Source organism: Streptomyces sp. Tue6028, from assembly GCF_002300165.1.
Taxonomy (GTDB): Bacteria; Actinomycetota; Actinomycetes; order Streptomycetales; family Streptomycetaceae; genus Streptomyces; species Streptomyces siamensis.
Map to the genome: position 1 here is coordinate 84,723 of NZ_MLCE01000019.1, position 13,979 is coordinate 98,701.

12 protein-coding genes are annotated in these 13,979 nt (G+C 72.3%); 3 read left to right on the forward strand and 9 right to left on the reverse strand.

What is annotated here, in order from left to right:
* Positions 1-91: 91 nt before the first annotated feature.
* Positions 92-1,417: an MFS transporter gene (locus BKI49_RS16400; protein ID WP_095935031.1), complete on the reverse strand. Its 1,326-nt coding sequence runs from the start codon at positions 1,415-1,417 to the stop codon at positions 92-94.
* A 71-nt stretch (positions 1,418-1,488) separates the two neighbouring features.
* On the opposite strand from BKI49_RS16400, the gene BKI49_RS16405 reads away from it, so the two are divergent.
* Complete coding sequence (locus BKI49_RS16405; protein WP_257004826.1) at positions 1,489-2,547, forward strand: GlxA family transcriptional regulator; 1,059 nt, start codon at positions 1,489-1,491, stop codon at positions 2,545-2,547.
* Between the two features lie 40 nt (positions 2,548-2,587).
* On the opposite strand, the gene BKI49_RS16410 is transcribed toward BKI49_RS16405, so the two are convergent.
* From BKI49_RS16410 to BKI49_RS16420, 3 genes are all read right to left on the reverse strand, one after another.
* Entirely contained in the window at positions 2,588-3,637 is a 1,050-nt protein-coding gene (locus tag BKI49_RS16410; protein WP_095935032.1) for a Zn-dependent alcohol dehydrogenase, read from the reverse strand.
* Between the two features lie 77 nt (positions 3,638-3,714).
* A complete protein-coding gene (locus BKI49_RS16415; protein WP_095935033.1) occupies positions 3,715-4,863 on the reverse strand; it encodes an acyl-CoA dehydrogenase family protein in 1,149 nt (382 codons plus the stop codon).
* 31 nt (positions 4,864-4,894) lie between these two features.
* Complete coding sequence (locus tag BKI49_RS16420; protein ID WP_095935034.1) at positions 4,895-5,806, reverse strand: SDR family NAD(P)-dependent oxidoreductase; 912 nt, start codon at positions 5,804-5,806, stop codon at positions 4,895-4,897.
* A 96-nt stretch (positions 5,807-5,902) separates the two neighbouring features.
* On the opposite strand from BKI49_RS16420, the gene BKI49_RS16425 reads away from it, so the two are divergent.
* Positions 5,903-6,838, forward strand: coding sequence for a cyclase family protein (locus tag BKI49_RS16425; RefSeq protein ID WP_095935035.1), 936 nt, complete (start codon positions 5,903-5,905; stop codon positions 6,836-6,838).
* A 718-nt stretch (positions 6,839-7,556) separates the two neighbouring features.
* On the opposite strand, the gene BKI49_RS16430 is transcribed toward BKI49_RS16425, so the two are convergent.
* From BKI49_RS16430 to BKI49_RS16450, 4 genes are all read right to left on the reverse strand, one after another.
* Entirely contained in the window at positions 7,557-8,018 is a 462-nt protein-coding gene (locus BKI49_RS16430) for an ATP-binding protein (protein ID WP_095935036.1), read from the reverse strand.
* Between the two features lie 478 nt (positions 8,019-8,496).
* Positions 8,497-9,405: an acyl-CoA dehydrogenase family protein gene (locus BKI49_RS16440; RefSeq protein WP_095935038.1), complete on the reverse strand. Its 909-nt coding sequence runs from the start codon at positions 9,403-9,405 to the stop codon at positions 8,497-8,499.
* Between the two features lie 10 nt (positions 9,406-9,415).
* Positions 9,416-10,570, reverse strand: coding sequence for an acyl-CoA dehydrogenase (locus tag BKI49_RS16445; protein ID WP_095935039.1), 1,155 nt, complete (start codon positions 10,568-10,570; stop codon positions 9,416-9,418).
* Entirely contained in the window at positions 10,570-11,757 is a 1,188-nt protein-coding gene (locus BKI49_RS16450; protein ID WP_095935040.1) for an amidohydrolase family protein, read from the reverse strand. The genes BKI49_RS16445 and BKI49_RS16450 overlap by 1 nt, the downstream gene beginning before the upstream one ends.
* A 170-nt stretch (positions 11,758-11,927) precedes the next feature.
* Between BKI49_RS16450 and BKI49_RS16455 the strand changes: the two genes are divergently transcribed.
* Positions 11,928-13,481: a class I adenylate-forming enzyme family protein gene (locus BKI49_RS16455; protein ID WP_095935041.1), complete on the forward strand. Its 1,554-nt coding sequence runs from the start codon at positions 11,928-11,930 to the stop codon at positions 13,479-13,481.
* Here BKI49_RS16455 and BKI49_RS16460 read toward each other — a convergent pair.
* Positions 13,465-13,977, reverse strand: coding sequence for an EF-hand domain-containing protein (locus BKI49_RS16460; RefSeq protein WP_095935042.1), 513 nt, complete (start codon positions 13,975-13,977; stop codon positions 13,465-13,467). The two genes, BKI49_RS16455 and BKI49_RS16460, sit on opposite strands and share 17 nt — an antisense overlap.
* Positions 13,978-13,979: the final 2 nt, after the last annotated feature.

Sequence of the window (13,979 nt, forward strand, 5' to 3'; positions counted from 1 at the left end):
CGGCATACGGTCCGCGACCGGCACGTGGACCGCGGCCGGGACGGGAGCCGCGGCCCTCACGTGGACCGCGGCTCTCAGGCACCCTCGACCGTCACGCGAGCGCGGCTGCGGGTGCGCCCGTCACCGGATGCCTGCGCCGGATCACCAGCGCCATCAGCGCCGCCGCCGCGCACAGCGCGCCCGAGGCGTACCAGACGACGTCGTACGAGCCGAAGGTGTCCCGCGCGACACCGCCGAGGAAGGCGACGAGGGCGGCGCCGACCTGATGGGAGGCGAGGACCCAGCCGAAGACGATGGCACTGTCCTCGCCGTACTGCTCGCGGCACAGGGCCAGCGTGGGCGGGACGGTGGCGACCCAGTCGAGGCCGTAGAAGACGATGAAGAAGATCATCGGCGGGTGCACGCTCGGGGCGAGGAGCATCGGCAGGAACAGCAGCGAGATGCCGCGCAGCGCGTAGTACACGGCCAGCAGCCGGCGGGGCTCGAAGCGGTCGGTGAACCAGCCCGAGGCGATCGTGCCGACGACGTCGAAGACACCGATGACCGCGAGGAGCGAGGCGGCCGCCGTGACGGGCATGCCGTGGTCGTGGGCCGCGGGCACGAAGTGCGTCTGCACGAGGCCGTTCGTGGAGGCGCCGCAGATCGCGAAGGTTCCGGCGAGCAGCCAGAACGGTCCTGTGCGGACGGCGGAGAGCAGGACGGTCACCGCGCGCCGGGCGGCTCCGGGCACCGGCTCGGGCTTCGGCACGAACTCCGTGGCGCCGTACGGCTTCTGGCCCACGTCCGCCGGATGGTCGCGCAGCAGCAGCCACACGAAGGGGACGACCGCGAGGGCGGCGAGGGAGACGGTGACCGCGGCCGGACGCCAGTCGTGCTCCTCGACGATCCAGGACAGCACCGGCAGGAAGATCAGCTGGCCGGACGCCGAGGCGGCCGTCAGGATGCCCGTCACCAGGCCCTTGCGTTCGGTGAACCAGCGGTTGGTGACCGTCGCGGCGAAGGCCAGGGCCATCGAGCCGGAGCCCAGGCCCACGAGCAGGCCCCAGCACAGCAGCAGTTGCCAGGCCGCCGTCATCCACACGGTGAGACCGGAGCCGAGCGCGATCACCGTCAGCGCGACGGCGACCACGCGCCGGATGCCGAAGCGGTCCATCAGCGCGGCGGCGAACGGCGCCGTCAGCCCGTACAGCGCGAGGTTGACCGAGACGGCGGCTCCGATCGTGCCGCGCGACCAGTGGAACTCCTGGTGCAGCGGATCGATCAGCAGTCCCGGCAGCGAGCGGAAAGCCGCCGCGCCGATGATCGTCACGAAGGTGACGGCGGCGACGAACCAGGCGCGGTGGATGCGATGGGCGCCAAAGGGGCGTGCGGGTCGGGAGTCCTCGACGGGCGCGGCGGCTTCGGTTGTCTGGGTCACGACATAGAGCTTCGGGGACGGGCTCCGCGCGAACCACTGGCCCGAGGGACAGCATTCGTTAGGATCGGGCCATGACCGAACAGCAGGCACCGCACCGGCGGCACCGCGTCGCCATCCTCGCGCTCGACGGCCTGATGCCCTTCGAGCTGGGCATCCCACAGCGGATCTTCGGCAAGGCACGGGACGCCGAGGGCCGACCCCTGTATGAGGTCGTCACCTGCTCGGTCCGGGCGCCCGGCCCGGTCGAGACGGACGCCGACTTCGCCGTCCTCGTCGCGAACGGACCGGAGGCGCTCGACACCGCCGACACCGTGGTGGTCCCCACGTCGTACGAGCTCGGCCCGGTCTACGAGGACGGCGTCCTCACCCCCGAACTGGCCTCGGCCTTCGCCCGCATCCGCCCCGGCACCCGGCTCGTCTCCATCTGCATCGGCGGCTACGTCCTCGCCGCCGCCGGCCGGCTCGACGGGCGCCCCGCCACCACGCACTGGATGCACGCGGACCACTTCCAGCAGCTCTTCCCGAAGATCCAGGTCGACCCGGACGTCCTGTTCGTCGACGACGGCGACGTCCTCACCTCCGCCGGGGTCGCGGCCGGGATCGACCTCTGCCTCCATCTCGTACGCCGGGACCACGGTGCCGCCGTCGCCAATGAGGTGGCCCGCCGCACGGTCGTACCGCCGCACCGCGACGGCGGCCAGGCGCAGTACATCCAGCGCCCGGTCCCGGAGGCGCAGGCGGCCACCACCACCGCGGCCCGCGCCTGGGCGCTCGGCCGCCTGCACGAGCCGATCCAGCTGCGCGACATGGCCGAGCAGGAAGCCATGTCGGTACGCACCTTCACGCGCCGCTTCCGCGAGGAGGTCGGCATCAGCCCCGGGCAGTGGCTCACCCAGCAGCGCGTCGAACGGGCCAGGCATCTGCTGGAGTCCAGCGACCTGTCCATCGACCAGGTGGCGCGGGACGCGGGCTTCGGCACGGCGCAGTCGATGCGCCAGCACCTCCAGGCGGCGCTCGGGGTCACGCCCACCGTGTACCGGCGGACGTTCCGTGCGGGGAGCACCGGCCCCGGGCCCGGCGGCGACCCGGGCTCCGGCGACTCCCTCACGCCGTCCGCGCCGGGCCGGTGATCGGGGCGGCGTCCGCCGCCCGGTCGTGGCGCCCGGGGCGCTAGAAGGTCAGTACCGCCCTCGCCACCCTCCCCTGGTGCGCGTCCTCCGCGGCCTTGTCGAAGTCCTCCACCGGGTACGTCGCCGTGACCAACTCGTCCAGCAGCAGGCGGCCCTCGCGGTACAGCTCCGCGTAGAGCGCGATGTCACGCTGCGGGCGGGAGGAACCGTAGCGGCAGCCCAGGATCGACTTGTCCAGGAACAGGGAGGAGACGAGGAAGGACGCCTCGGCCGTCGCCGGCGGCACCCCGAGCAGCACCGCCTGCCCGTGGCGGTCGAGCAGGTCGACGGCCTCGCGGACGAGTTCGACCCTGCCGACGCACTCGAAGACGTGGTCGGCGCCGGTCGGCAGGATGTCCTTCACCCGCTCCGTCGAGGTCAGGAAGTGCGTCGCGCCGAACCGGCGGGCGGCGGACTCCTTCGCCGGGTTGGCGTCGACCGCGACGACCTTCAGGGCGCCCGCGATCCGCGCCCCCTGCAGCACGTTGAGACCGATGCCGCCGGTGCCGATCACGACGACACTGTCGCCCCGGTCCACCCGGGCACGGTTGAGGACCGCGCCGACACCGGTCAGGACCCCGCAACCGATGAGCGCGGCGGACGTCAGCGGGATGTCCTCGGGGATCCGGACCGCCTGCACCGCCTTCACGACCGTGCGTTCCGCGAAGGCCGAGTTGGCGGCGAACTGGTACAGCGGCCGCCCGGCCCGCGTGAACGGCTGCTGCGGCATCCCGATCGCCTTGCGGCACATCGTCGGCCGTCCCCGGTCGCACTCCGCGCAGGCACCGCAGTTGGCCAGCGTGGACAGTGACACATGGTCGCCCGGCCGGACGTGGGTGACACCGTCGCCGACCTTCTCCACCACGCCCGCGCCCTCGTGTCCGAGCACCACGGGCACGGGGAACGGGATGGTCCCGTCCACCACGGAGAGGTCGCTGTGGCAGAGTCCGGCCGCGGAGAGGGCGACCCGCACCTCGCCGGGACCCGGCTCCCGTACCTCCAGGTCGTCCACAACCTGGGTCTGCTTCCCGTCGAAGATCACGCCTCGCATCGCGCCGTGCTCCCCTCTGTCCCGGGCCGCCACCGGGTTCCGGTCCCGGGGCCGTCCCGTGGGTTCGTGTCCCGGGGCTATCCCCTGGGCTCTTTCGGCAGGCCGAGCACGCGCTCGGCGATGATCGTGCGCTGTACCTCGTCCGAGCCGCCGTAGACGGTGTCGGCCCGGCTGAACAGGAACAGGTGCTGGAGCGCGTCCAGTTCGTACGGCGCCGTCGCCGACCAGTCCACCGGACCCACCGCCGCCGCGGCCCCCCGCACCCGCACCGCCAGTTCGCCGAGCCGCCGGTGCCAGCCGCCCCACAGCAGCTTGGCCACGCTGGGCGCCCCGGTGCCGCCCGCGTCCGGACCGCCGAGCGTGCGCAGGGCGTTCCAGCGCATGGTGCGCAACTCGGCCCACTGGCGTACGAGTCGGTCGCGCACGACGGGATCGGTGACGGCTCCGCTCGCCACGGCCGCCTCCACGACGCGCCCCAACTCCTCGGCGAACCCGATCTGCTGGGCCAGTGTGGAGACTCCCCGCTCGAAGCCGAGGAGGCTCATCGCGACGCGCCAGCCGTCGCCCTCGCCGCCGACCAGGTGCTCGGCGCGCGCCACCGCCCCGTCGAAGAAGACCTCGTTGAACTCGCTCGTGCCGGTGAGCTGCCGGATGGGGCGGACCTCGACGCGGCCGGGCTGGTCCATCGGGACGAGCAGGAAGGACAGGCCGTGGTGGCGGACGGAGCCGGCACCGGTTCGGGCCAGCACGAAGCACCAGTCGGCCTCGTGGGCCAGCGAGGTCCAGATCTTCTGCCCGGTGACACGGTACGAGCCGCCGTCGCGTACGGCCGCGGTCCGCACGGCGGCGAGGTCCGAGCCCGCGCCCGGCTCGCTGTAGCCCTGGCACCAGAGTTCGTCGCCGCGGGCGACGGGCGGCAGGAAACGGGACTTCTGCTCCGGCGTGCCGTGCGCGACGAGGGTCGGGGCGAGCAGGTTCTCCCCGATGTGCCCCGAGCGGGCGGGCGCCTTCGCGCGGGCGTACTCCTCGGCCCAGACGACCTGCTGGATCAGGCTCGCCCGCCGGTTGCCGTACCCGTCCTCTCCCCATCCGAGGCCGATCCAGCCGCCCCGGCCGAGCTCCCGCTCCCAGTCCCGGCGCTCGGGCCGGCCGGTGAGGTGCGCCGCCAGCCACGCCCGCGCCTCGTGCCGGAACTCCTCGTCCTCGGCACCGAATCCGAACTCCATGCGCGCTCCCCCTCCCCGGCCGCCAGGGCCCTCACGCGTTCGGCCGTGCCTTGTCGGCCGCCGCCCGCGCCATGGCCTCGACCTGCTCCAGCAGCGGCATCGGGTCGACGCCCACGGTGCCCGGCAGGAAGTCGGCGATCCGCTCGGGGGTCCAGGTGCCGTCCGCGTACCCGGCGCGCAGTTCGCGGGGCTGCGCCCACACCGCGATCTTGGGACCGGCGATCGTGTACACCTGGCCGGTGATCCGGGCCTCGCGCGCCCGGTCGGACAGCAGGTAGACGACGAGCGCGGCGACGTCCTCCGGCTCGCCGATCTCCTTGAGCTCCATGGGGACGCCCGCGGACATGCGGGTCCGGGCGACCGGCGCGACCGCGTTGGCCGTCACTCCGTACTTGTGCAGCCCCAGCGCCGCGCTGCGGACGAGCGAGATGATCCCGCCCTTCGCCGCGCTGTAGTTGGCCTGCGAGACGGACCCTTGGTGATTGCCGCTGGTGAAGCCGATCAGGGTGCCCGAGCCCTGTTTGCGCATCACCGCGGAGGCGGCCCGGAACAGCGTGAACGTGCCCTTGAGATGGGTGGCGACCACCGGGTCCCACTCCTGCTCGGACATGTTGAACAGCATCCGCTCGCGAAGGATCCCCGCCACGCACACCACGCCGTCGATCCGTCCGTACGACGCGAGCGCGGTGTCCACGACGCGCTGCCCGCCCGCCATGGTCGAGATGTCGTCGGCGACGGCCACCGCGTCCCCGCCGGCCGCCTCGATCTCCTTGACGACGGCCTCGGCGACCGAACTGGTGGGCTCGGCGCCCTCGACGGACACGCCGTAGTCGTTGACGACGACCCGCGCGCCCGCCGCCGCGGCGGCGAGGGCGACGGCCCGGCCGATCCCCCGTCCTCCGCCCGTGACGGCGACGACCTTGCCTGCCAAGAAGTTCCCCACGCCCGGCCCCTTCCCGCAGTTTCTGACGGTCCGTTAGATTCAACTCGGATTCTACGACCCGTCAGATACCTGGAGACAAGCCCCCGGGGAGGACTCATGTCGCAGCCGGCGCTCCGTCCGGAGTTCCACGAGATCGCCAAGCGCGTGAACAACTGGGGCCGTTGGGGGTCGGACGACGAGATCGGGACGCTGAACCTGATCACCGACGAGGTCGTACGGCAGGCCGCCGCGGCCGTGCGCTCGGGACGCCGTGTGCCGCTGGCGCTGCCCCTGAGGCAGGACGGCGTACAGACCGGCATGATCCCGGGACGGGTCAATCCGCTGCACGTCATGGTGCAGATCAACCAGGAGCTCTTCGGCCCCGGGACCGTAGCGTGCAGCGACGACGCCGTGACCATGGGGCTCCAGGCGGGCACCCACTGGGACGCGCTCACCCATGTCTCCCATTCCGGGAAGCTCTACAACGGCCGCCCGGCCGGCACGGTCACCCCGCACGGCGGCGCCGAGTTCAGCGGGATCGACAAACCGCGGCACATCGTCTCCCGGGGCGTCCTGCTCGACGTCGCGCGGGCGCGGGGCGTGGAGCGCCTCGACGGCGGGCACGCCGTGACGCCCGACGACCTGGACGCCGCCGAGGAACTGGCGGGCACGCGGGTCCGGGCGGGCGACATCGTCCTGGTGCGCACGGGCCAGGTCCAGGTGTATCTCGCCGGGGACAAGCACGCGTACGGCTATCCCTCACCGGGTCTGTCGGTACACACCCCGGAGTGGTTCCACGCACGCGACGTCGCGGCGGTCGCGAACGACACCCTCACCTTCGAGATCTTCCCGCCCGAGATCGAGGACCTGTGGCTGCCCGTGCACGCGCTCGACCTGGTGGAGATGGGGATGCTGCAGGGCCAGAACTGGAATCTCGAAGAGTTGTCCACAGCCTGTGGACAAGAAGGGCGCTACGCGTTCCTGCTGTCGGCCATGCCCGAGCCCTTCGTCGGCGGCACGGGGACTCCGGTGGCACCGGTCGCGGTGCTCTGAGTGCCGTCCGTCACGCGGCGCGGCGGCCGGCCACCGGCCGCCGCCGCGAAGCGAGACGCCCCGAGGCCGGCCGGTAGCCACCGTCGACCTGCGTCGGCCGCCGTCGCCACCGCCGCGGACCTGGATCGGCTGGCGGCGCGGCACTGCGCGCCCCGAGCACGGCACTGCGCGCCGCCATCCGGCTCCGGCGTACCCGCCCTGCTCCTCCTGGCCCGGGGAGGAGCCGACGCCGAATGCGACTCACACTCGCCGAGGGCTCCCGTCACCGGAACCCTCGCCGTCCCCTCGCGGCGAATCGCTGACCACAAGCGTGATCAAACGGTCACGTCACGTCAACACCCGATCGGCGGTTCATCCCTGTACCTCCCTGTTTGCGACAGCACGGACGGAAGCACACCCCGGCGCATTCGGCCGCGACCGCGGCCCGGCACAGCGGACCCGTGCGCATGTGCCCGCATCGTGCACCCCGCGCTCCGGACGGGGCGGACCGGCCGCGTCGGATGGGAGAAGCCGGCGATACGGAGCATCGAGGGACACGGCGGCGCGGCGGCGGCACATCACGACACGGCGAACTCGGCACGACGCAGGCACTCACGGCCCCGCGGGCCCCGACGCGACCCCGGCCGCGCGCCCTGGGCGGCGCGGGAGAAGGGCCCTGGACCATGGTCCGGCCCGGGGAGACAGGCCCTGGACCGTGGTCCGGCCCGGGAGACAGGCCCTAGACCGCCTCGTACGCGAAGTCCTCGTAGCCCGGATAGGCGGCGCCCGTCGAGGCACCCGGTGCGCAGCGGTCCACCTCGCACCAGATCCGCTTGCCGGCGCCCTCGGCGTTCCAGCCCCAGCGGTCCGCGAGTCCGTCGACGAGTTCCAGGCCGCGGCCGTTGGTCTCGTCGCCCTCGGCATGACGGGGAATCGGGGGCCGGGCACTGGTGTCGGCCACCTCCAGGCGGACGGTGGCCGCCTCGCACCCGTCCGGCAGGGACAACCGCAGCACGGCCGGACAGCCGGTGTGCACCACGGCATTGGTGACGAGTTCGGAGACGAGCAGGATCAGCGTCTCGGCGAGCGGTTCATCGGCCCCTATACCGGACCCGGCGAGCCTCGACCTGGCCCATCGCCGGGCTCGCCCCACCTCCGCGGGGTCGGGCCGGATCTCCAGCTGCACTTGAAGCACCTGCACCGCTCACACCATCCGAACCGGCGGACACATCGCCTCGCGCCTCACAAGGGCCACGATCGTAGCCATTTTCTGCATGGCCAGAACAAGGATCACGGAACGTGATTCCCTTACGAGACAGCATGGTTGACGTACAGTCACCCCAACAAGCGCTTCGGGCATATTCCAGCGCGAAGGAGTACGCGTGCGGCATACTGTGCGACGCTCGCCATGGGGAGTCGAACAGGCGGACTCGGGGGCCCGACCCGCCTCACGAGCGGCACGCATCGCCGGATCCGGCGCCGCCTCGCGGGCAACACCGGGATGGCTCAGCCTCAGAACCACTCGCATCCCACACAAGGTACCCGAGCCCGGCGCCGACTCCAGGCCGTGACAAGTCACGCCTAGGACACAACCCGATATCAACGCTCCGTAATTCCGGTATGCCACGATCCGCGACATTTCTTGGCCTCTTCCCGTGACATGCCTGCCCAGGGGCCTTTCAGGCGATCGCCGCGGAAAGGTCGCCGGACAGAATCTCCTCACTCTCGGTAGCGCCTCCCGCACGGTACGTCCGCACCCAGGCCCTCTTCAGATGGAGATGGACGTCGGACTCCCAGGTGAAGCCCATGCCGCCGTGCACCTGGAGGCAGTCGCGGGCGCCACGCACGGCGGCCTCGTCGGCGAGCAGCCGGGCCGCGGCGACGTCCACCGGATCCGCGGTCACGGCGGCCGCGTAGACGGCCGCGCGCGCCACCTCCGTCCGCACCAGCATCTGCGCGCACAGGTGCTTCACCGCCTGGAAGGCGCCGATCGGCTGTCCGAACTGCTCGCGCGTCCGGGCGTGTTGCACGGCCAGCTCGCAGGTGCGGGCGGCGCTGCCCAGCTGCTCCGCGGCGGTGAGGAGCGAGGTCAGGAGCCGCACGACGCCGTCCCGGCCCGCCTGAAGGTCCCGGGCCGGGGGCGCGGGGACCCGGTGCAGCGGGGTGAGCGGGTCCACCGAGGCCAGCGGTTCGGCGCCCGTCGCGTCCCCGCGTACCGTGTCGGCCGCCTCCAGCCACTCCACCAGACCTCCGTCGACGGCGGTCACCACCGTCTCGCCGGTGGCGGCCCCGGCCACGGCCCCCGCCGCGAGGTGCGTCGCGATCAGCGGTCCGGGCAGCAGCACTCGTCCCGCCTCCTCGAAGACGAGCACCGCTTCCGGAAGCCCCAGTCCGACGCCGCCCTCGGCCTCCGGCAGCCGCAGGGCGAAGAACCCCGCCTCGCCGAGCTCGCGCCACAGGGCCGGGTCCAGGCGCGGCGGCCCCTCGTCGACGGCGGCGCGCAGTGCGTCGCGGCCGAAGCGTGCCGCCAGCCGCTCCCGCACGCCGGACCGCAACGCCTTCTGGTCGTCCGTGAGTTGGAAGTCCATGGCGCGCCGCTCACCGTCCCTTGGGGAGGCCGAGGATGCGCTCGGCCACGATGTTCTGCTGGATCTGCGAGGTGCCGGCCGCGATCGTGTACGACAGCGACGAGAGCCGGTCGAGGGTCCACTCCTGCCCCAGGTCGAGCGCCTCGGGGCCGAGCGCCTCGGCCGCGGCGTCGTACAGCTCCTGGCGCGCGTGCGAGTAGCGCAGCTTGAACACCGAGCCGCCGACGCCGGGCACCGCCCCCGTCCGCTGCGCCTCGCCGACGTTCCACTGGGTGAGCCGCCACAGCGCGCGGAACTCGGCGTTCAGCCTGCCCAGGCGGCGGCGCAGCACGGCGTCGTCCCAGCGCCCGTTCTCGCGCGCCCGGCGGGCGAGGGCGCCCAGCACCCGGCGGCAGGCGACGACCTCCCCGACGAAGGCGGTGCCCCGCTCGTAGGACAGCGTCACCATGGTGACCCGCCAGCCGTCGTTCTCGGCGCCGACGCGGTGGCCGACGGGGACGCGCACCTCGTCGAGGAAGACCTCGGCGAACTCGGTGGAGCCCGCGAGGGTCCGCAGCGGCCGGACGGTGATACCCGGCGCGTCCATGGGCAGGGCGAGCCAGGTGATGCCCCGGTGCCTGGGGGCGTCGGGGTCCGTGCGGACGAGCAGCTCGCACCAGTTGGCGACCTCCGCGTGGGAGGTCCAGATCTTGGACCCGCTCACCACGTACTCGTCGCCGTCGCGCCACGCGCGGGTACGCAGCGCCGCGAGGTCGGAGCCCGCGTCCGGCTCGCTGAAGCCCTGGCACCAGACCTCCTCGCCGCGCAGCACGGGCGGCAGCCACCGTGCCCGCTGCTCGGCGGTGCCCTCGGAGACGATGGTCGGCCCGGCGTGCAGCAGCCCGACGAAGTTGGCCCCCACGTAAGGGGCGCCCGCCTTCTCCGTCTCCTCCAGGTAGATGAGGTGCTGTGTCGGGGTGGCGCCCCGGCCGCCGGCGTCGACGGGCCAGTGCAGTCCGGCGTACCCGGCGTCGTACAGCATCCGCTGCCAGCCGAGGTCGTAGGCCCGTCTGCCCGGCCAGTCGTCGGGGGACGGCTTCGGGGGCAGGGTCGGGAGCGCCTTGGCGAGCCACTCGCGCAGCCGGGCCCGGAACTCCTCCTCCTCGGGAGTGTGGTCCAGGTCCACTACAGGTCCAGGTCGAGCATGCGGATCGCGTTGCCGCGCATCAGCTTGTGGATCGTCTCGTCGTCCAGGCCCTTCACGTGGTCGAGGGCGACCTCCTTGGTGTGCGGGAAGGTCGAGTCGACGTGCGGGTAGTCGGTCTCGAAGGTGGCGTTGTCCCGTCCGACGACGTCCAGGGACGCGACTCCGTGCTTGTCGCGGAAGAAGCAGCAGAAGATCTGCCGGTAGTAGTACGTCGACGGGGGTTCCGGGATCGTGTCCCGGACGCCGCCCCAGGCGCGGTGTTCCTCCCAGACGTCGTCGGCGCGTTCCAGGGCGTACGGGATCCAGCCCATCTGGCCCTCGGAATAGGCGAGTTTGAGCTGCGGGAACTTGACGAGGACCCCGGAGAAGAGGAAGTCCATCATCGAGGCCATCGCGTTGTTGAAGGACAGCGAGGCCTGCACGGCGGGCGGGGCGTCCGGGGAGGCGGCGGGCATCTGGCTGCTCGACCCGATGTGCATGTTCACGACCGTGCCGGTCTCCTGGCAGACGGCGAAGAACGGGTCCCAGTAGCCGGAGTGGATGGACGGCAGTCCCAGGTAGGTGGGGATCTCGGAGAAGGTCACGGCCTTCACACCGCGGGCGGCGTTGCGCCGGATCTCGGCGACCGCGAGGCCGACGTCCCACAGCGGGATCAGGCAGAGCGGGATGAGCCGGCCGCCGCTGTCGCCGCACCACTCGTCGACCATCCAGTCGTTGTAGGCGCGCACGCAGGCCAGGGCCACCTCCTTGTCGTGCGCCTCGGCGAAGGTCTGCCCGCAGAAGCGCGGGAAGGTCGGGAAGCAGAGGCTGGCCTCGACGTGGTTGAGGTCCATGTCCCGGAGCCGTTCGGCGGGGTCCCAGCAGCCGCGCCGCATCTCCGCGCGGGTGATGCCCTCCAGCGTCATCTCGTCGCGGTCGAAGCCGACGGCGGCGATGTTGCGTTTGTAGGGGAACTTGAGGTCCTCGTAGATCCACCAGTCGGTGGGCGGGCCGTCCGGGTCCATCGTGATCTGGTACTTGCCGCCCACATAGGCGAGTTCGCCGATGCCGGCGGTCAGCGGCTTCGGTCCCCGGTCGTGGTATTTCCGCGGCAGCCAGGTCTCGAAGAGGTGCGCGGGCTCGATCACGTGGTCGTCGACGCTGATGATGCGGGGCAGTTCGGTCATGGTTCCCCTCCGCCTGGCGAACTTATCTGATGACCCGTCAGATCTCTCGACACAAGCAGGCTAGCCCCGCGCCTATGGACCGACAAGGCGGCGAGCCCTACGCTCTGCCACGATCTGACTGACCGTCAGCTGAAGTCGGGCCGGCGAAGCCCGGCCGAAGGAGGGCCGACGTGAACGACACCGCACACGCCCTGGGTTCCGCGCGCACGCTCTGGGAACTGGTGGACCGCCGCGCCGCGCTCACCCCCGACCGGCCCGTCCTCCTCCAGGACGACCGGTCACTGAGCTTCGGCGCGCTGCGCGACCGCGCCGAGCGGGTGGCGGCGGGCCTGTACGACATGGGCGTACGCCCCGGCACCGTGGTGGCCTGGCAGCTGCCCACCCGCATCGAGACGGCGCTGCTGTCCTTCGCGCTGGCCCGCCTCGGCGCCGTGCAGTCCCCGGTCATCCCCTTCTACCGCGACCGCGAGGTGGGCTTCGCCCTGCGCGAGTCCAGGGCGGAGTTCTTCGCGGTGCCGGGCGAGTGGCGGGGCTTCGACCACACCGCGATGGCACGGCGGCTCGGCGCCAAGGGTGTCTTCGCGGCGTACGACGCACTGCCGGACGGCGATCCGGCGGTGCTCCCGCCGCCGCCCGCCGACGGCACCTCGGTGCGCTGGATCTACTGGACCTCCGGCACGACCTCCGACCCCAAGGGCGTCCTGCACACGGACCGTTCGCTGATCGCGGGCGGCTCGTGCCTCGCGCACGCGCTGCGTCTGACGGCCGACGACGTGGGCTCGATGGCGTTCCCCTACGCGCACATCGCCGGGCCCGACTACACCGTGATGCTGCTGCTGTACGGCTTCCCGGCCGTGATGTTCGAGCACTTCGCGCTGCCCGCCGCCCTGGAGGACTACCGCCGGCACGGGGTGACGGTGGCCGGCGGCTCCACGGCGTTCTACTCGATGTTCCTCGCCGAGCAGCGCAAGCAGCCCGGCGTGCCCGTCGTCCCCACCCTGCGGCTCCTCGCGGGCGGCGGCGCGCCCAAGCCGCCCGAGGTCTACCACTCCGTCGTACGGGAGATGGGGGTGCAGCTCACCCACGGATACGGCATGACCGAGGTCCCGATGATCACGATGGGCGCGCCGGACGACACCGCCGAGAACCTGGCGGCCACGGAGGGCAGGCCCCCGGAAGGCATGGAGATACGGATCGTGGACGGCGAGGTGCGGCTGCGCGGCGAGGCCGTCTGCCAGGGGTACCTGGACGGCGCGCAGACCGCCGCCGCGTTCGACGCGGACGGGTTCCTGGTCACCGGGGACGTCGGGCATCTGACGGAGAGCGGACACCTCGTCCTCACCGGGCGTCTGAAGGACATCATCATCCGCAAGGGCGAGAACATCTCCGCCAAGGAGGTCGAGGACCTGCTGCACCGGCACCCCGGCGTCGCCGACGCCGCGGTGATCGGGCTGCCGGACGCCGAACGCGGCGAACGCGTCTGCGCGGTGGTCGAACAGCCGCCGGGCGCGGACGTGCTGACCCTGGACGCGGTGACCGCCCACCTGCGCGGGGAAGGGCTGTCCGTGCACAAGCTGCCGGAGCAGCTGGAGGTGGTGGACGCCCTTCCGCGCAACGACACGCTGCGCAAGGTGCTCAAGTACAAGCTCAGGGAACGCTATTCGGCACCGTCCGCGCCGGGCCGGGGCCCGGCGGCGCGGGACGGCGCTACTCCGGCACCGTGAAGTAGCGGGCGAACGCGGTCACGACCTCCGCCTCGCCGATCCGGCCGTCGGAGTCCGTGTCGAGCGTGGCCGCGGCCACGGCGGCGATCTCGTCGCGCACGCCGAGCGCCTTGAGGACGCGCTCGGTCTCCTCGACCGTGGCCGCGCCGTCCCCGTCGGAGTCCGCGACGGCGAGGGCGGCGTGCAGGAAGGGACGGGCGATCTCCGCGAACCGCTCGGGGTTGTCGCGCAGCCGCTTGACCGCGCCGCTGACGAACTCCTCGCGGGTGATGCGCTGATCGCCGTCCCGGTCCGCTATCCCCGCCATGCCCTGCCAGAACGCCTCGGCGCCGCCGTACAGTGCCTGGCCCTTGTCCGACCGGGCCGTCGTACCGAATTCGGCGAGGACCGCCTTGGTCGCGGCGTTGAAGTCCTCACGGTCGATGTAGCCGTTGCCGTCCTGGTCGAAGCCGGCGAACCGGTCGGCAATCCTGCGTTCGTACTCGGTACTGACCATGG

Bases quoted from the DNA above. Each gene is read 5' to 3' on its own strand.
- BKI49_RS16410 (WP_095935032.1), bottom strand. From the start codon at position 3,637: ATGCGAGGCGTGATCTTCGACGGGAAGCAGACCCAGGTTGTGGACGAC.
- BKI49_RS16415 (WP_095935033.1), bottom strand. From the start codon at position 4,863: ATGGAGTTCGGATTCGGTGCCGAGGACGAGGAGTTCCGGCACGAGGCG.
- BKI49_RS16460 (WP_095935042.1), bottom strand. From the start codon at position 13,977: ATGGTCAGTACCGAGTACGAACGCAGGATTGCCGACCGGTTCGCCGGC.
- BKI49_RS16405 (WP_257004826.1), top strand. From the start codon at position 1,489: ATGACCGAACAGCAGGCACCGCACCGGCGGCACCGCGTCGCCATCCTC.
- BKI49_RS16425 (WP_095935035.1), top strand. From the start codon at position 5,903: ATGTCGCAGCCGGCGCTCCGTCCGGAGTTCCACGAGATCGCCAAGCGC.
- BKI49_RS16450 (WP_095935040.1), bottom strand. From the start codon at position 11,757: ATGACCGAACTGCCCCGCATCATCAGCGTCGACGACCACGTGATCGAG.
- BKI49_RS16440 (WP_095935038.1), bottom strand. From the start codon at position 9,405: ATGGACTTCCAACTCACGGACGACCAGAAGGCGTTGCGGTCCGGCGTG.